The organism is Brenneria corticis, from assembly GCF_003115855.1.
Lineage (GTDB): Bacteria > Pseudomonadota > Gammaproteobacteria > Enterobacterales > Enterobacteriaceae > Brenneria > Brenneria corticis.
The window spans coordinates 104,919-123,704 of record NZ_KZ819080.1; the positions used below are offsets into that span (position 1 = coordinate 104,919).

The window sequence follows — 18,786 nt, forward strand, 5'->3', positions numbered from 1 at the left end:
TTTATTTAATTCAAATGGTTAATCAGAGGATGGATACCATGCCGGAGTTTTCTGATGCGATTAATTCACTTATTGCCGGGCATTATGCCGATCCATTTTCACTATTGGGAATGCACCAAAGCGCCAAAGGTCTTGAAGTACGGGCATTATTGCCCGACGCCCGGGAAGTATGGGTGGTGGAGGCCGATAACGGGCGTAAGGTAGCGCGGTTGACGTGCGACGATGAGCGCGGTTTTTTTTCCGCCGTGCTGCCGCGCCGAAAAAAACCGTTTCACTACCGCCTGGCGGTGACCTGGCAACAGGAAACCTATCTGCTTGAAGATCCCTACCGTTTCGGGCCGCTGTTGCAGGATCTGGATATCTGGCTGCTGGCGGAAGGCACGCATCTGCGTCCGTATGAACGTCTGGGCGCGCATCTGACAACGCTGGATGGGGTGGAAGGAACGCGTTTCGCGGTCTGGGCGCCGAACGCGCAGCGCGTTTCCGTCGTCGGTCAGTTCAATTTCTGGGACGGTCGCCGCCATCCTATGCGCTTGAGAAAGGAAAACGGCATTTGGGAGCTGTTTCTGCCCGGCGTGACGCGGGGGCAACTGTATAAATATGAGATGATCGACCGCCACGGCAACGTGCGCCTGAAGGCCGATCCCTACGCGTTTGAAGCGCAAATGCGGCCGGATACCGCCTCTCTGATTACCCCGCTGCCGGATAAGGTCCCCACCAGCGAAGCGCGCCGTCGGGCGAATGGCTTACAGGCGCCGATTTCCATTTATGAAGTTCATCTTGGCTCCTGGCGGCGGCATACGGATAACAACTTCTGGCTCAGCTATCAGGAACTGGCGGAGCAGCTTATCGCCTACGTTACGGAGATGGGCTTTACCCATATCGAACTGATGCCCATCAATGAACACCCGTTTGACGGCAGCTGGGGCTACCAGCCGCTCGGCCTGTATGCGCCGACGCGTCGCTTCGGCACGCCGCAGGAGTTCAGAAAATTTATCGACGCCTTTCATGAGGCGGGCATCAACGTGCTGCTGGACTGGGTGCCGGGGCATTTCCCCGTCGACGAATACGGTCTGGCGCAGTTCGACGGCACGGCGCTGTATGAATATGCCGATCCCAAGGAAGGCTACCATCAGGACTGGAATACCCTGATTTACAACTACGGCCGCCATGAGGTGCGCAACTATCTGGCGGGCAACGCCCTGTTCTGGATGGAGCACTACGGCATCGACGGGCTGCGGGTGGACGCGGTGGCGTCGATGATCTATCGCGACTACAGCCGCAACCAGGGGGAGTGGGTGCCGAACCACTACGGCGGAAAAGAGAATCTCGAAGCCATCTCCTTCCTGCGCTACACCAACCAGATGCTGGGCCACGCCGCGCCGGGCGCCATTACCCTCGCCGAGGAGTCGACGGATTATCCGGGGGTGACGCTCCCCCCCGACTGCAACGGGCTGGGGTTTCATTACAAGTGGAACCTGGGATGGATGCACGACACCTTGTCTTACATGCAGCTCGATCCGGTTCACCGCAAATACCACCACGACTGGCTGACGTTCGGCATGCTGTACGCCTACAGCGAAAACTTCGTCCTGCCGATTTCTCATGACGAAGTGGTGCACGGCAAGCGTTCGCTGCTTGACCGCATGCCCGGCGACGCCTGGCAGAAGTTCGCCAACCTGCGGGCGTACTTCGGTTTTATGTGGGCGTTTCCCGGTAAAAAACTGCTGTTTATGGGCTGCGAGTTCGCGCAGGGGCGCGAGTGGAACTACGACGCCAGCCTGGACTGGCATCTGCTGGACGAGCCGGAGGGCTGGCATCGCGGCGTTCAGCAGCTGGTGCGCGATCTCAACCACTGTTATCGCCAACGGCCGCCGCTGTATCAGCTGGATTTCCAGCCGCAGGGCTTCGAGTGGCTGGTGGTGGACGACCGGGAAAACTCGGTGTTCGCCTTTGTGCGGCGCGACGAGCAGGGCAATGAAATTCTGGTGGTCAGCAATTTTACTCCGGTGCCGCGCTACGGCTACCGCATCGGCATCAATCAGCCCGGCTGGTGGCGGGAGATCGTCAACACCGACTCCCATTATTACCACGGCGGCAATCTGGGTAACGGCGGGCCGGTGCACAGCGAAGATATCGGCAGTCACCAGCGGCCGCAGTCGCTGGTGCTGACCATTCCTCCATTGGCGACGCTGTATCTGGCGAGGGAGGCATGAATGGCGGTATTGCAAGCGGGCAGCCCCACCCCGCTGGGTTCGAGTTTTGACGGCGAAGGCGTTAATTTCGCCCTGTTTTCGGCGCACGCCGAACGGGTTGAACTCTGCCTGTTTGATGAGCGTCAGCAGGAACGGCGGCTGGAGTTAACCGCGCGCAGCGGCGATATCTGGCACGGCTATCTGCCCGGCGCGCAGCCGGGATTACGCTATGGTTTCCGGGTGGACGGGCCTTTCGAGCCGTCGCAAGGCTTACGTTTTAACCCGCATAAGCTGTTGCTTGACCCGTGCGCCCGTCGGCTGGACGGCTGGGTGGCGGACGACGACAGCCTGCAAGGCGGCGTCGACGCCCGCGACGAGCGCGACAGCGCGGCGGTGATGCCCAGGTGCGTCGTCGTCGCCGAGGACTATGACTGGCAGGACGACCGCCATCCGCGGACGCCGTGGAGCCGGACCGTGATTTATGAAGCCCACGTGCGCGGGCTGACCCAACTGCATCCCGCTATCCCGCAGGCGATCCGCGGCAGCTATGCCGCGCTGGGCCACCCGGCGATTATCGACTATCTGCAAACGCTGGGCGTCACCGCGCTGGAACTGCTGCCGGTTCAGCAGCACGCCGACGAACCGCGGCTACAGCGCCTGGGGCTGCGTAATTACTGGGGCTATAACGTGCTGCTGCCGTTCGCGGCGGATAACAGCCTGGCCGCCGGCGAGGACGCGCTTAACGAATTTCGCGATGCGGTGAAAGCGCTGCATAACGCCGGTATCGAAGTCATTCTTGACGTGGTGTTCAACCACAGCGCCGAACTGGACGTGGAAGGGCCGACCCTTTCGCTGCGCGGCATCGATAACCGCAGCTATTACTGGCTGGGCGAGCAGGGCGAATACCACAACTGGACGGGCTGCGGCAACGCGCTGCGCCTTAACCACCCGGCGGTGGTCGACTGGGTGATGGACTGTCTGCGTTTCTGGCGCGAAACCTGCCGCGTCGACGGCTTCCGTTTCGATCTGGCGACGGTGCTGGGGCGCACGCCGGAATTCAACGCCGCGGCGCCGCTGCTGACGGCGATGAAAAACGACCGCCGGCTTGAGGGCTGCAAGCTGATTGCCGAGCCGTGGGACCTGGGCCACGGCGGCTATCAGCTGGGGCGGTTTCCGCCGCCGTTCGCCGAATGGAGCGATCGCTATCGCGACGATATGCGCCGCTTCTGGCTGCATGGCGATATTCCGCTCGGCGCGTTCGCCCGCCGTTTTGCCGCCTCCAGCGATATCTTCCAGCATCACGATCGCCTGCCCTACGCCTCGGTCAACAAGCTTACCGCCCATGACGGCTTTACCCTGCGCGACCTGGTCAGTTTTAACCATAAACATAATGAAGCGAACGGGGAAAACAACCGCGACGGCACCGACGGCAATTTCAGTAACAACCACGGGACCGAGGGACTGGACGCCGATGCCGACACGCAGCGCCGCCGCCATGCCAGCCGGCGGGCGCTGCTGACCACGCTGCTGTTGTCGCAGGGCACCCCCATGCTGCTGGCGGGGGATGAACAGGGGCACAGTCAGCAGGGCAACAACAACGCCTACTGTCAGGATAACGAGCTGACCTGGCTGCGCTGGGATGACGTTGACGAAGATCTGATCCGCTTTACCGCCGGGTTAATCCGCCTGCGGCGCGCCATACCGGCGTTGCAGCAGGAGGAGTGGTGGCGGGAAGGGGATAACGCGGTGCAATGGCTGGATATCGGCGGGCGACCGTTGACCGCGCAGCAGTGGGAGCAGGGCGAGCGCCGGCTACAGATTTTGCTTTCCGAACGCTGGCTGCTGCTGATTAACGCCGGCGCGCAGACGGGAGATTTCACCCTGCCGCCGGGGCAGTGGCGGGTCTCTCCACCTTTTGATGACAACACGTCCCGGATTAACGATGGGGTATGGCAAGGGAATGCACCGGCGGTCTGTATCCTTACAAAATAATGAAAAGGAGTTAGCCATGGTGAGTAACGACAAAAACGATCCCCTGATGCTGGCAAGACAATTACCGCTTAAATCGGTGGCGCTGATTCTGGCGGGAGGCCGGGGAACGCGTTTAAAAGATCTGACGGCTTTGCGCGCCAAGCCCGCCGTTCATTTCGGCGGCAAATTCCGCATTATTGATTTCGCCCTGTCCAACTGTCTCAACTCCGGCATCCGGCGCATCGGGGTGATTACGCAATATCAGTCGCATACGCTGGTGCAGCATATTCAGCGCGGCTGGTCGTTCCTGAATGTGGAGATGAACGAATTTATCGATCTGCTGCCGGCGCAGCAGCGCAACTCCGCCGCCGAACACTGGTATCGCGGCACCGCCGATGCGGTATGCCAGAACCTGGATATCATTCGCCGTTATCGGGCGGAGTACGTGGTGATACTGGCGGGCGATCATATCTACAAGATGGATTATTCACGCATGCTGATCGACCACGTGGAAAAGGGGGCGGAATGCACCGTGGCCTGCCTGCCGGTGCCGCTGCGGGAAGCCAGCGCCTTCGGGGTGATGAGCGTGGACAGCCAGCACCGCATTCTCGATTTCGCCGAAAAGCCGGCGCAGCCGGTGCCGATGCCGGATAACCCGGAGATGGCGCTGGCGAGCATGGGGATCTATGTTTTTAATGCCGACTACCTCTATCGCCAGTTGGAAGAAGATCTCAGCGTGACGGAATCCAACCACGATTTCGGTCAGGACCTGATCCCGAGAATCGTCGCCCAGCGCGCCGCCTGGGCCCATCCCTTTACGCTATCCAGCGTCACCTCGGGCGACAGCGATCGCCCCTACTGGCGGGATGTCGGCACGCTGGAGGCGTACTGGCAGGCGAATCTCGATTTGGCGTCCGTCACGCCGGAGCTGGATATGTACGACCGCAGCTGGCCGATCCGCTCGGCGATCGAGTCGTTGCCGCCGGCGAAATTCGTCCAGGATCACTCCGGCAGCCACGGTATGACCATGAACTCGCTGGTTTCCGGCGGCTGCATCGTTTCCGGTTCGGTGGTGACGCACTCGGTATTGTTTCCGCGCGTGCGGGTTAATTCATTTTGCAGCATAGATTCAACGGTATTGCTGCCGGACGTGGTCGTCGGGCGCTCCTGCCGTTTGCGCTGCTGCGTTATCGATCGCGCCTGTCAGCTCCCGGAGGGCACCGTCATCGGCGAAAATGCGGAAGAAGACAGCCGCCGGTTTTATCGCTCGGAGGAAGGGATTGTGCTGGTGACGCGGGCGATGCTGGAAAAACGGTAATCGGGAAAACAGGCTCGCCATTTGTTTCCCGCGTAAAGTCATTGGGGCAAAACAGGAGTGACAATGCAGGTATTACATGTTTGTTCAGAGCTGTTTCCACTGTTGAAAACCGGTGGTCTGGCGGATGTGGTCGGGGCATTGCCGGCGGCGCAGATTGAGGCGGGCATGGATGTCCGGGTGATGTTGCCCGCCTTCCCCGCGCTGAAAAAAGGGATCGTCAATACGCAGGTGGTACGTGAACTGGATACGTTCGCCGGGCATGTCACCCTGCTGTACGGCCATTTTAACGGCGTCGGAATTTATCTGATCGATGCGCCGACGCTGTATCAGCGCGCGGGCAGTCCCTATCACGACCCCGCGCTGTACGCCTATGCGGATAACTATTTACGCTTCGCGCTGCTGGGCTGGATGGGGAGTGAAGTGGCCTGCGGGCTGGATCATTACTGGCGGCCCGACATCGTGCATGCCCATGACTGGCATGCCGGATTGACCTGCGCCTATCTGGCCGCCCGTAACCGTCCGGCAAAATCGGTATTTACCGTCCATAATTTAGCCTATCAGGGGCTGTTTGACGCCCGGCATATGGCCGAGCTGCAACTGCCGGCGGATTTTTTTCAGGTTTATGGGCTGGAGTTCCATGGGCAGATTTCCTATCTCAAGGCCGGGCTGTATTACGCGGATCACGTCACCACCGTCAGCCCGACCTATGCGCATGAAATCACCCTGCCCGAATACGGTTACGGCATGGAAGGGTTATTAAAAACCCGCGAGGAGGAGGGGCGTTTATCGGGCATTCTCAACGGGGTGGACGACGCCATCTGGAATCCGGCGCATGACTCCTTGCTGACCAGCCATTACAACCGGGACGTGCTGGCGAACAAGGCCGAGAATAAACGGCATCTGCAAACGGCGATGGGGCTCAAGGTGGATGACAAAGCGCCGGTGTTCGCCATTGTCAGCCGCCTGACCAGCCAGAAAGGGCTGGATATCGCGCTGGACGCGGTGCCCGATCTGCTGGACCAGGGCGGGCAACTGGTGGTGCTGGGGGCGGGCGACGCCCAATTGCAGGAAGGGTTTCTGGCCGCCGCCGCCAAGTATCACGGCCAGGTCGGGGTGCAGATTGGTTATCACGAGGCCTTTTCTCACCGCATCATCGGCGGGGCGGACGTCATTATGGTTCCCAGCCGGTTCGAGCCCTGCGGGTTAACGCAGCTCTACGGGCTGAAATACGGCACCTTGCCGCTGGTGCGCCGTACCGGGGGGCTGGCGGATACGGTGGCGGATTGTTCGCTGGAAAATCTGGCGGATGGTCTGGCGAGCGGCTTTGTGTTTAACGACAGCAATGTCGGGTCGTTATCCCGGGCGATCCGTCGGGTGTTTGTACTCTGGTCGCGCCCGTCGCTGTGGCGTTATGTGCAGCGTCAGGCGATGGCGATGGATTTCAGTTGGCCGGTCGCCGCTCAGGCTTATCGTACGCTATATCAACGCTTGTGGTAATCACCGCACTTAACTTGACTTGGGAATGAATATTATGAACACGCCGTTTACTTATACTGCACCAACGCTCAGTGTAGAAGCGTTGAAACACTCCATCGCTTACAAGCTGATGTTCGCCGTGGGTAAGGATCCGGCGATAGCCACCAAGCATGACTGGCTGAACGCCACGCTGCTGGCGGTGCGCGACCGTATGGTGGAGCGCTGGCTGCGTTCCAACCGGGCGCAGTTGTCGCAGGATGTCCGCCAGGTCTATTATCTCTCCATGGAGTTTTTGCTCGGGCGCACGTTGTCGAATGCGTTGCTGGCGATGGGGCTGTATGACGATTTGAACGCCGCGCTGGACGGCATGGGTCTGGAGCTGGAGGACCTGTTGCAGGAAGAGAACGATCCCGGTCTGGGCAACGGCGGTTTGGGGCGGCTGGCGGCCTGCTTTCTCGATTCGCTGGCCACTCTGGCGCTGCCGGGGCGGGGTTACGGTATCCGTTATGAATACGGTATGTTCAAGCAGAATATCGTCAACGGGCAGCAGGCCGAATCGCCGGACTACTGGCTGGAGTACGGCAACGCGTGGGAGTTCGTCCGTCACAGCACCCGCTACAAAGTGCGCTTTGGCGGACGTATCCAGCAGGAGGGCACCAAAGCCCGCTGGCTGGAAACCGAAGAGGTCATCGCCTGCGCTTATGACCAGATCATTCCCGGTTTCGACACCGATGCGACCAATACCCTGCGTTTGTGGAGCGCGCAGGCCAGTAATGAAATCAACCTGGGCAAGTTTAATCAGGGCGACTATTTCGCGGCGGTGGAAGATAAAAACCATTCGGAAAACGTATCCCGTGTGCTCTATCCCGATGATTCAACCTATTCAGGACGCGAGCTGCGCCTGCGCCAGGAGTATTTCCTGGTTTCCGCCACGGTGCAGGACATCCTCAGCCGCCACTGGATGATGCACAATACCTACGACAATCTGGCGGAGAAGTTCGCCATCCATCTGAATGATACCCACCCGGTGCTGGCGATCCCGGAATTGATGCGGCTGCTGATCGACGAGCACAAGTTCAAATGGCAGGCCGCCTGGGAGGTGGTCACCAAAGTCTTTTCCTATACCAACCACACCCTGATGCAGGAAGCGCTGGAAACCTGGCCGGTGGATATGCTGGGCAAGATCCTGCCGCGCCACCTGCAATTGATTTTCGATATTAACGAGCATTTTCTGGACTACGTCCAGGAGCAGTTCCCCGGCGACAACGAGCTGTTGGCGCGGGTTTCCATCATTGAGGAAACCAACGGGCGCAGAGTCCGCATGGCCTGGCTGGCGGTGGTGGCGAGCCATAAAGTGAACGGGGTGTCGGAGCTGCATTCGGATCTGATGGTGCAGTCGCTGTTCGCCGACTTCGCGCGCCTGTTCCCCGACCGCTTCTGCAACAAAACCAATGGGGTTACGCCGCGGCGCTGGCTGGCGCTGGCCAACCGTCCGCTGGCCAAGGTGCTGGACGATACCATCGGGCAGACCTGGCGCACCGATCTCAGCCAACTGGACGAACTGAAGCAGCATATCGACTATCCGGCGTTCGTGCAGAAGATCCGTGAGGCCAAGCTGGAGAATAAACAGCGGCTGGCGATTTATATCGCGGAAAACCTGAATATCGTGGTGAACCCGGAGGCGCTGTTCGACGTACAGATTAAGCGGATCCACGAATACAAACGGCAGTTGCTCAACGTGCTGCATATCATCACGCTGTATAACCGCCTCAAGGATGACCCGGAGGTGGATCGCGTGCCGCGCGTGGCGATTTTTGCCGGCAAGGCGGCCTCCGCCTACTATATGGCCAAGCATATCATCAACCTGATCAACGACGTCGCCAAGGTGATCAACAACGATCCCGCGCTGCACGATCGGCTGAAGGTGGTGTTTATTCCGAACTACGGCGTCAGTCTGGCGCAGATCATCATCCCGGCGGCGGATCTCTCCGAGCAGATCTCGCTGGCGGGCACTGAAGCCTCCGGCACCAGCAATATGAAATTCGCGCTTAACGGCGCGCTGACCATCGGTACGCTGGACGGCGCGAACGTCGAAATGCAGGAGCATATCGGCGAAGAAAACATATTTATCTTCGGCAATACCGCCGATCAGGTGGAAGCGCTGCGCCAGAACGGATACAACCCGCGTGAATATTACGATAAGGACGACGAACTGCACCGGGTGCTGACGCAAATCGCCACCGGCGTTTTCAACCCGGATGACACCAGACGCTACAGCGACCTGTTTGATTCGCTGGTGAATTTTGGCGACTACTATCAGCTGCTGGCGGACTACCGCAGCTATGTGGATACGCAGGACCGGGTGGACGAGCTATACCGCAACGTTGACGAATGGACGCGCTGCACGGCGCACAATATCGCCAGCATGGGCTATTTCTCCTCCGACCGCACCATCAGCGAGTACGCCGAGGAGATCTGGAATATCAAGCCGATACGGTTGTAGCGGTTGATGAGGAAGCGCTGGCGTTCCAGCGCTAATTTTTTGGCTATGTCCGCGCTTGCCGCCGCCGCGTTGCGTGCCAGCGTAGCGATGCAATCTTGAATTATACCCAAGTTGGGGATAGTCTATACCCAAGTTAAGGACAACAAGCGAAAACCATGGAAGCTATTTTCGTAGAATTACCTTTCTTTGAAAGGCACAGGGCAGAATATCTTTCCGATGATGAATATCGGGATTTTCAGCAAATGCTATTGGCTTACCCGCAATGTGGCGACGTTATTCAGCACACCGGGGGGCTTAGAAAAGTTCGGTTTGGCGATAACAGACGAGGTAAAGGGAAACGCGGCGGTATTCGTGTTATCTACTATTGGTGGATTGAAAAATCACACTTTCTGCTTTTTACGGTTTACGGCAAAAACGAGCAGGACGATTTGTCAAAACAACAACGTGAAATTCTGCGGCACATGCTGGATAGGCTCAAGAAAGGGCAAAGTATATGAGTAATCGTAATCTATTTGATGAGTTGGTTGACGGAATGAAGGCATGGGGTGAGATGAATGCGGGTAAGAAAACGCTGAAATCCCATCGTGTCGCCATCAGAAAACGCGTATCTATGACGCCGGATGAACTCAAATCCGTACGGGAAAAGTTGAATCTGTCGCAGGCGGTTTTCGCTCAGTATCTTCATACCGCGGAAACAACCTATCAGAACTGGGAACAAGGTAGGGCAAAACCTAATCCACAGGCGGTTTTATTGATTAAAATGGTAGAACAAAACCCGGATACGCTTCGCACGCTGGCCGCATTGTGAACGGTATGGGCGCGAGTCTCCCCGTTAATTTTACCTTAACCGCACGCCTCCAGCTCGAATGACGCGTTAAGGCGGTATTTTACCCCGGCGACGACGCCGTTTTCCCCTTCGTACACCACCAGAAAGCGGGTGCGCTCGCCGTCGTGGTAGGTTAATGCGGCGCAGCCGCCTTTACCCAGCACCAGCGTGTTCACGCTGCCGGATGACGTCACCACGGCATTCTCGCCGGTTACCGTGATTGACACGTTGTCGCCGCTATTGCTGATGCGGCTTTCATTGCCCGCCGCGCCGAGCTTGCACATATCGCCCACGTTGGCGATGGTCGAACCGTCGCCCGCGTTGCTGATATAGCTGCGCATGCCGCTGTTGGCGACGTGCGTGCCGCGTCCGGCGCCGCTGATTTTGGCGGAATTTCCGCTATTGCTGATGCGGGCCCGTCCGCCCAGGCTGCCGATGCGGCAGTGCTGACCGGCATTGCTGATCTTCACGGCAAAACCGGTGCTGACGAGCTGGCAGGCGTAGCCTACGCTGGCGATGCCGCTGTTTTCGCCGGAATTGCCCATAAAGTTATAGGCGCCGGATAAAGCGACTTTACTTTGCAGGCCGATGCAGCCGATATCCAGCGCCGAGTCGCCGGAGGCCAGCTGGACTTCTCTGGGGATGTTTGCCGCATATTTCCCGGCGCGGGGTTTTACCTGAACGACGCCGTCACCGCCGTGCGTTAACCGTTCAGCCATCGTCCGCGCGGCGCTGATTTCCTGCGCCATAAACTGCGGCGTGTCGAAGCCCAGCGCATAGCCGTACTCCACCAGGCTTTCCAGCCATTCGCTATACCCGTCGCACAGCAGGGCGTAATGAATATCTTGATACTCTCCGCCCTGCGGGAAACGGCGCAGGAACCAGCGATAAATCCGCGGGCTGACCTGTAATGAATGGAGTTGCTGTCGGGTAATTTTGTTCATCTTCGCCTGCTATTCCACGCTGTCTGTTTCCCGCCTCAGTGACGATGATAACCATCAATCATGCAGCGAAAGGTTTGGGCGGGCGTCCGCCCGGTGGTGCACAGATAGATATGCCCGCAGAGAAAAAACAGGCTGGCGACGGCCAGCAGCAGATGCAGCGGCAGCAGCCAGGCTTTGAGCAGCACGAAATCAGCCGGGATCCACAGCGGATTACTTAACAGCACGCCGGTTATCAGCAATGCGGGCAGCAGCGCGTACATCACGCCAAGATAAGCCGCCTGCTGCAACGGATTAAACTTGGCGCGCGGCGTGGCCGGGAACGGGTGATCTTCCCCTTTGATAATGCCGTACAGGTAAAAACGAACCTGAAGAAAGGCGCGCTGCCCCCAGTTTTTACGCTCGATAAGGTAATGGCGGCCGTTGCCGCCGAACGCGTTGATCAACACAAAGGCGACCCAGCTGATTAATAACAGGTAGCCGCACAGCTCATGCAGGGCGACCAGAATAACGGTGTCTTTTACCGAGCCGACGGCGAAGTGGTTGAGCAGGCCGCTGGCGAGCAGCAGAATAAACAGCGAGGCGTTGCTCCAGTGCCATAGGCGGATGGCCCGCGAATAGAGATACACTTTTTCTTCATGTTCCCTGGCGTGAGGCGGCGCGAGCCGGTAGCGCAGCAGCCCGTGCAGGGTTAATACCCCCAGCATGCCGACAAAAAACACCCCCGCCAGAATAAGCCATACCGGCCAGAAGTCAGGCGTATAGATATAAACATATTGATAAAGCTGAGCCTGAAATAGCTCGGCATTCGGCATCATATTCATACGTTCACCTTTGCGACGTCGTGCGGGCCGGGGCGGCGATAAATATGCGGCTTGCCGACATCGGGCAGTTGGTATTGGTAATATTCATGCGTTTTCAGCCAGGTCTGAACGGGCTCGCTCTCCTCTGGTCCGAAAATAAGCGCATTCTGCGGGCAGGCGCTGACGCAGATGGGCGGAAAGCCCTTTTGCAGGCGTGACTCCAGACAGAAATCGCATTTATCGGCGACGCGGGTCGTCGGGTTGAGATAACGCACCTGATAGGGGCAGGCTGAAATACAGTAGCTACAGCCAATGCATTTCTGCTTGTCCACCCGAACGATGCCGTTGCTTTCATCCCGGTAGGACGAACCGGTCGGGCACACGGTGATACAGGGGGCATCTTCGCACTGCTGGCAGGCGTGGCGGAAAAAGTGGTAGAGGTTTCCCTGTTCCGGGGGCGTCATCGCAATATGGGCGATGCTCATCCGAGCCGCGCCCACCGGGACTTTATTCACTTTATGGCAGGCCACGGCGCAAATATTGCAGCCGTTGCACAGCACTTCATCGTGGATCATGGCGTAGCGCACGGATCTGTTTTTTTCTGTACCGCCCAGGGCGGAGAAGAGCGGCGCGCTGAAAAAAATCACCGATCCCATGCCGAGGACAAATTTACGGCGTGAGCATGTCATCTTCCTTGCCTCCCAGAAAATGAGTCGTTCAAAGTCGGTTGCAGCCGAGATGTTAAAGCTCGCTTTTTCATCAGCTCTCCAGTGAGTCGCTCGCCGCGGCGCGGAGCGGTTTTTTTTCCCGCCGCGCGTTGATAAGAAAATGGTTAAGGATTTTCATACTGTTCAACCTCAATCCACTCACATAGCCCTTTTGCCTTGCCATAACTCATAAAACGTTCGCTGAACAAATAGGGTTCGCCGTTGGAAGCCGCAATAGGGCGGATATCCTGAAACTCGGCGGACCGTTCGAAAAAACGCATCGCCTCGTCGATCTTTTGCTGATCGAAAGAGTAGGGCGGCAACCGCAGCATCTGCACCTTGTAAGGCCGCGGATAGGTTTGGCACTCGAAGCGCACGGTGTCGGCAATGGTTTTGCAGATATCCTGCTCATGGGTGAAAATCAGGATCCGCGCATAGTTATGACTGATGCCGCGATCCGAGTAGTAATAGCGCTCTTTATCGTTGCTGACGGAGAGAATGTCCGCGCAGGCTTCGCTGGCGCCGATCTGTTCAAACAGTCGGCTGACGGTTTCCTCATCCAGCGAGTAAGGCGTTTCCCGAAATTCCCCTTCGTTCACCAGTTCACCCGCCGCCGAACGCCGGCGGATATACTCCGCCACGGCCAAAAACGGCGCCTGGGGTTCGCTGACCTCGTCCGTCGCAACGTCGTTATCCGTCGCCTGAGTCTGCTGGGATAACGGCAGCAGCAGTCGTCTTTTCGTTAAATCCGGCGGCGAGTCATGTTGTTCTTCTGCCGTCAATGATGGTGTCGTCTTCATAATCAATACCCTGCGATAGCGCCTATGCGGGGAGTAAATCCCGGGCGGCCAGATCGTCGGCGACGTCTTCCATACCCAGCCTGACCAGCGTTTCCCGGGTCGGACAGCCCAGTTCGGGATCCCAGCCCATTTCCGTATAGAACATCGTCAGCGATTTTTGCATATCCTCGCGCTCCATCTTGTCCGTGCCTTCGGTAAACACCGGGATATCAGGGTCCTTATCAAATACCCAGCTACAGATTTGGTCGTGCTCATGGCGCATATCTTTGGTATTCATCTGCTTCACGGTGTAGGCGCGGTGCAGCGTGAAGATACGCTCCGCCGCCAGATCCAGACTCTCTTCCGTGGTGGTTTCGCCGGTTACCGCCGCGAAGAATTTGGCTTCCAACCCCAGGTCGCCGCGATAGTTGCGACTCTTCAAGGGCGACACGGTCATCGGCCATACCCAGTTGCACAATGTCACCGCGTCATGCAGACAACTTTTGAGGATGGTCCATTTGGCGTATTTGATTTTGTAGGGGTTGATCGGCGTGTAGTTCTTGGTTTCGTCGTAGGCGTCCCCTGAACCGAACAGTTCGGCGGCGACCTCTTTTTGCAGCGTTAGCGGTAATCCGCTGCCGATATAGTTGATATGGGTGTGGGTCATGGCGTCGCGGTTGAACATGCAGTTGACGATGGCCCCCACCTGCGCCGAGGCTTCATTGGCGTGATGCACCGGGAAACCCATCGGCGACCACAGTTTATTTTTGGTGGTTGCCCAGTACTCCTCGCCCAGATCCCACCTTTGCGCCAGTAGATAAGACCCGTCCGCCAGATGGCTGATTTCACCCTGGCGATGCGCCAGGCGCAGATAGAGATCTTTAATAAACGCCGGATCGCCCGCTTCCAGCAGATCCCAGCGGATTGAGGCGTATTCGTCCGCGGGAAGGACGCGTTTGAATATGTCGTGTGAATAACAGTAAACAAAATCGCGCTGCAGCTGGGCGTAGTTGCACCACAGCCCCATATCGTCAAACACGTTTAACGCCACAAAATTGGCGATGACCTTGCCGTCCCCTTTTTCCTCAAAATCTTTGGGACCGTGCGGGAACATGGAGCTATGCGCGGTTTGCGCGACGCAGGTGTTGCCTCCGGTGGTCGGAACGCCGTATTCGCCGGCCAGTGGAACTTTCAACTGCGCCGAACAGCGGATCGGGCAGGAGTGGCATCCGCCCATTTTTACGGTGTATTTTTCGGCCGCCGGCCCCAGGTCGAATACCGATTTCATGGTACGGAAACCGACGGTATTCTGGTCGCCGGGGGGAATTTCGCCGGTTTCAATCGGGCCGCCTTCGGCCGCTTTCCAGTACAGCCCTTTACGCGCCGTCCAGCGGGATCTCGGATGGGAATATTCGGCCCAGGCTTGCGGCGTACTCGGCACCACGTGGTTATTATTGGCGCCGATTAACTGCGTCATCATGTAATCGTTCAGGTTTTTAAGTTCTTCCCGATTCGAGACGTTAACGCCTCGGGTGCCGATGACCGAGATGGCCTTCAGGTTTTTGGCGCCGAGGACGGCGCCGGTGCCGGCGCCGCCGCTATGATTACGGCTGTTCAGAATGCCGGATAGCGGCACCAGATTTTCTCCCGCCGGGCCGATAGCGGCGACGCAGGCTTCCACATTGGTGGTGCGGCAGATCTCTTCGGTGGTGGCGCGGGTGCCTTTTCCCCATAGGAACGCGGCATTTTCAATGCTGACCTCGTCGTCCTGAATATTAATCCACACCGGGGCGGCGGCCTTCCCTTCAATAATAATGGCGTCATAGCCGGCGTATTTCATATAGGCCGCAAAGAAGCCGCCCATATGCGCATCAATGACTAAATTACCGCGGGTAAAGGTGGACAGCGTGGTGATATTAACCCGTGAACTGCAGGGGGCGCCGGAACCGGTTAACGGCCCGACGGCGAACACCACCTTATTGCCTTCGTCAAAAGGTTTGGTTCCGGGGGCGACTTCGTCGTACATAATCTTATAACCAAATCCCATCCCGCCAATAAATTTTTTATATTTGCTGGAATCTTCTTTGGTAATCGCGCCGCTGCTTAAATTGATTCGTAATATATTGCCAGTCCAACCGTTGATCATGATTTATTTTCCTGCGTGTGAAGCATCGTCATGGATAAATGGATAGACGTAAAGCCGGGCGGCTCACACCGTAATATCCTGCCATTCGATAATGCTTAAAGCACCTGTAGGGCAAGCGGTGGCGCATTCGCCGCATAAATTACACTTACCGGACTTTTTGATCTGCGGATTTACCGTCGCCATCATCCACGGGCAGGCGGTGGTACAGGCGGCGCAGCCGATACAGCGCTTGGCGTCGACCGTAATGCAGCCGCTCTCCTCGTTATAGGCGATCACTTTTATCGGGCAGACCTTCATACATTCGGGATCTTTACACTGCCGACAGGTGTCGGTGGTGAAATTAAGATCGCCGTACAGCCCGCCGCCGGAGCCGATGCCGCCATCACCGTAATAAAAGTGGCGATGGATCTTCACCCGTGAAAAAAAGGAACCGACGCTGCCGTCGTTATAGGTGGTACAAGACGTTTCGCAGCGGTGGCAGCCGGTGCAGCGGGCCCTTTTGGTCACCAGCACCCCTTTCGGCGTGGTGGTCAGCCCGACGCTGCCGCTGTTAACCTCCTCCTGCCTGCATCCCAGCAGGGAAAGCAGCGCCGGCGCGATGGTGATTCCCGCCAGGCCTTTGCCTGAAATTCGCAGAAATTCCAGTCTTGTTAACCCCAGATCCAATAAAGGACGTTCAACCTGATTAGGCATTTAATTCTCATCCCCCGCATACCCGTCATACTTCAAGCTGCATGTGCGTTGGCTGCATTAACCCGCCATATATTCAAATTACAGACGTGTTGGTTTCCTGCATCCTGAAATCTGCGGGAATAAATAAATGAGCATGAAATAAGCCCATAGTAAAAAACGCTGTAGATTACATTTTTACTATAGGGCATTTTTACGTAGTTCATTAACCTTATTTATAATGTGGTTATAATGTTTTTTGTTCTGTGACTAATCTCTTATAAATTATTTATTTTAAATCTATTTATTGTTATTGATTCTTATTCTTATTTGACAACTTCAGATTGAAATATAGATGGAGTTTTTTAGGCTATAAATATGATGCGTCATTTAGGTAAAATAAAATAAGTAGTAGTTAATGATATTTATTTTTTTGTTATTTTATGAATGTTAATGTTTTGCCGGAAACATTACATTCAATGCCGTCGGATATAAGGTTTTTTGATGTATGCCATGATGAGCGGGATTAAGGGTATTGATTTAAAATGAGATATGTACGCTTAAAGAGAAAAAACCGCCGGTAAAAGCGGTTTTTTAGCCTGAAAAATAACGGCGAAGATAATTCGCTCAGACCATTGACAAAGTAAACATCTATAATACCGACCCCAAATCCGTCATTCCTGCGGAAGCAGGAATCTTTCTGATATCAATGCATTAGCTGAAAGTAGATCCCCGCCTGCGCGGGGATGACGATGAAGATGAAGGGTTTTTCAGCAATCTGAGCGAAGATAATTCGCTTCTTATCGGTGATGCAGAACGTTTGCAAAAATGTAAACGCTCTGCAAGGGCGGGTTAGCCTGCTTTTGCCGCCTGATGACGGTAAGCATCCAAACACTCGCCGATACGTTGCTGCTGCGCCTCATTCAGCCACATGCCCAGTTTTGTCCGCCGCCAAATGACGTCGTCCAGGGTGACGGCCCACTCTTTTTCCACCAGATAGCGCAGTTCCGCTTCATACAGGTCATGGCCGAAATGTTCCCCCAGCGCGTCAAGGCCTTTGGCATCAGCCAGAATCAGTTCGCTGTTTGAGCCGTAGGTGCGGCTGTAGCGGCGCGCCAGCGCTTCCGGCAGATTAAAGCGGCGGCGCAGGGCGGCGGCGTAGTCATCACGGGTACCGGAAATATCGCCGCCGGGCAGCACGGCATTTTTGGTCCAGGCTTTTCCGGCCTGAGGGTAGTATTTTTCCAGTTTATCCAGCGCATGTTCGGCCAGTTTGCGATAGGTGGTCAGTTTGCCGCCGAAGACGGATAACAGGGGCGCCCGGCCCTGTTCATCGTCAACCGACAGCGTGTAATCGCGGGTGATGGCCTGCGGCGAATCCGATTCATCGTCGCACAGCGGCCTTACGCCGGAATAAGTCCAGACGATATCATCGCGGCTTAATGGCTGCTTAAAGTGATCGTTATACACGTCCAGCAGGTAGCCGATTTCGTTATCGTCGATCTTCACGTTATGGGGATCGCCGTTATATTCCACGTCGGTGGTGCCGATGATCGAGAATTCATCCTGCCAGGGGATCACAAACACAATGCGGTGATCTTTATTCTGCAGAATATACGCCTGAGGCTGATCGTGTACTTTGGGCACCACGATGTGGCTGCCTTTGATCAGGCGGATCCCGTAAGGCGATTTCAGGTGCAGGCCGTCGTCAAAGAACTCCTTCACCCAGGGGCCGGTGGCGTTGACCAGACCTTTGGCGCGCCAGGTAAGCGTTTCGCCGCTGAGCGAATCGACGGCTTCCACCACCCATAGGTCCTGTTCGCGCCGGGCGCTGATGACTTTGGTGCGGGTGCGGACTTCGCCGCCGCGCTTGGCGACTTCCTGCGCGTTCAGCACCACCAGACGCGCATCATCCACCCAGCAGTCCGAATACTCAAAGCCCTGGGTCAGTTCTGGTTTCAATACCGAACCGGCGCCGAATTTCACGCTTTTACTGGCGGGCAGGCTAACGCGCTTGCCAATATTGTCATACATAAACAAACCGATGCGGATCATCCACGCCGGGCGCAAATGCGGCTGATGCGGCAAGCGAAAACGCAGCGGGAAAATGATGTGGGGCGCCATTTTCAGCAGGGTTTCACGCTCGGAGAGCGCTTCGCTGACCAGACGAAACTCATAATGTTCCAGATAGCGTAAGCCGCCATGAATCAATTTGGAGCTGGCGGAGGACGTGGCGCAGGCCAGATCCTGCGCTTCCAGCAGCAGGACGGATAATCCGCGCCCGGCGGCATCTGCGGCGATGCCTGCACCGTTAATGCCGCCACCGATCACAATCAGATCTTTGGTTTCCACGTTTTGCCTCCACCAGTAAAATAACGCCTAAAATGTTCGTTTTCGCGCATTATGATAATCGAAAACAAACAATACAGCCAATACTTAACCAGATAAAAAC

At 56.7% G+C, this 18,786-nt stretch carries 14 protein-coding genes; 7 read left to right on the top strand and 7 right to left on the bottom strand.

Annotated features, from left to right (window positions below):
• Positions 1 to 38: 38 nt before the first annotated feature.
• The 7 genes from glgB (at position 39) to DDT56_RS12750 (ending at position 10,271) form a co-directional block, all read left to right on the top strand.
• Positions 39 to 2,216, top strand: a complete 2,178-nt coding sequence (glgB, locus tag DDT56_RS12720; protein WP_136166815.1) for a 1,4-alpha-glucan branching enzyme — start codon at positions 39 to 41, stop codon at positions 2,214 to 2,216.
• Positions 2,217 to 4,187, top strand: coding sequence for a glycogen debranching protein GlgX (gene glgX, locus DDT56_RS12725; RefSeq protein WP_136166816.1), 1,971 nt, complete (start codon positions 2,217 to 2,219; stop codon positions 4,185 to 4,187). It begins immediately after the preceding gene.
• Positions 4,188 to 4,203: 16 nt separating this feature from the next.
• Positions 4,204 to 5,484, top strand: a complete 1,281-nt coding sequence (gene glgC / locus DDT56_RS12730) for a glucose-1-phosphate adenylyltransferase (RefSeq protein WP_136166817.1) — start codon at positions 4,204 to 4,206, stop codon at positions 5,482 to 5,484.
• A gap of 63 nt (positions 5,485 to 5,547) precedes the next feature.
• Positions 5,548 to 6,981, top strand: a complete 1,434-nt coding sequence (glgA, locus tag DDT56_RS12735; RefSeq protein ID WP_136166818.1) for a glycogen synthase GlgA — start codon at positions 5,548 to 5,550, stop codon at positions 6,979 to 6,981.
• 34 nt (positions 6,982 to 7,015) lie between these two features.
• Positions 7,016 to 9,463 carry a glycogen phosphorylase gene (gene glgP, locus DDT56_RS12740; RefSeq protein WP_136166819.1) on the top strand — a complete coding sequence of 816 codons (2,448 nt, stop codon included), beginning with the start codon at positions 7,016 to 7,018 and terminating at the stop codon, positions 9,461 to 9,463.
• A gap of 155 nt (positions 9,464 to 9,618) precedes the next feature.
• Positions 9,619 to 9,960, top strand: coding sequence for a type II toxin-antitoxin system RelE/ParE family toxin (locus tag DDT56_RS12745; RefSeq protein ID WP_136166820.1), 342 nt, complete (start codon positions 9,619 to 9,621; stop codon positions 9,958 to 9,960).
• Positions 9,957 to 10,271 (top strand): helix-turn-helix domain-containing protein, encoded by a 315-nt coding sequence (locus tag DDT56_RS12750; RefSeq protein WP_009111105.1) that lies wholly within the window; start codon positions 9,957 to 9,959, stop codon positions 10,269 to 10,271. The genes DDT56_RS12745 and DDT56_RS12750 overlap by 4 nt, the downstream gene beginning before the upstream one ends.
• A gap of 35 nt (positions 10,272 to 10,306) precedes the next feature.
• Here DDT56_RS12750 and ydhT read toward each other — a convergent pair whose 3' ends face one another.
• The 7 genes from ydhT to glpD form a co-directional block, all read right to left on the bottom strand.
• Positions 10,307 to 11,233, bottom strand: coding sequence for a protein YdhT (ydhT, locus tag DDT56_RS12755; RefSeq protein ID WP_136166821.1), 927 nt, complete (start codon positions 11,231 to 11,233; stop codon positions 10,307 to 10,309).
• 35 nt (positions 11,234 to 11,268) lie between these two features.
• Positions 11,269 to 12,054 carry a thiosulfate reductase cytochrome B subunit gene (phsC, locus tag DDT56_RS12760; protein ID WP_136166822.1) on the bottom strand — a complete coding sequence of 262 codons (786 nt, stop codon included), beginning with the start codon at positions 12,052 to 12,054 and terminating at the stop codon, positions 11,269 to 11,271.
• Positions 12,051 to 12,722 (bottom strand): 4Fe-4S dicluster domain-containing protein, encoded by a 672-nt coding sequence (locus tag DDT56_RS12765; protein ID WP_136166823.1) that lies wholly within the window; start codon positions 12,720 to 12,722, stop codon positions 12,051 to 12,053. The genes phsC and DDT56_RS12765 overlap by 4 nt, the downstream gene beginning before the upstream one ends.
• A gap of 143 nt (positions 12,723 to 12,865) precedes the next feature.
• Positions 12,866 to 13,540 (bottom strand): YdhW family putative oxidoreductase system protein, encoded by a 675-nt coding sequence (locus DDT56_RS12770; RefSeq protein ID WP_136166824.1) that lies wholly within the window; start codon positions 13,538 to 13,540, stop codon positions 12,866 to 12,868.
• Between the two features lie 22 nt (positions 13,541 to 13,562).
• Positions 13,563 to 15,665: an aldehyde ferredoxin oxidoreductase gene (locus DDT56_RS12775; RefSeq protein ID WP_136166825.1), complete on the bottom strand. Its 2,103-nt coding sequence runs from the start codon at positions 15,663 to 15,665 to the stop codon at positions 13,563 to 13,565.
• A gap of 63 nt (positions 15,666 to 15,728) precedes the next feature.
• Positions 15,729 to 16,358 (bottom strand): ferredoxin-like protein, encoded by a 630-nt coding sequence (locus DDT56_RS12780; RefSeq protein ID WP_136166826.1) that lies wholly within the window; start codon positions 16,356 to 16,358, stop codon positions 15,729 to 15,731.
• An 828-nt stretch (positions 16,359 to 17,186) separates the two neighbouring features.
• On the bottom strand, positions 17,187 to 18,686 hold the full coding sequence (gene glpD, locus DDT56_RS12785; protein ID WP_136166827.1) for a glycerol-3-phosphate dehydrogenase: 1,500 nt from the start codon (positions 18,684 to 18,686) through the stop codon (positions 17,187 to 17,189).
• Positions 18,687 to 18,786 lie beyond the last annotated feature (100 nt).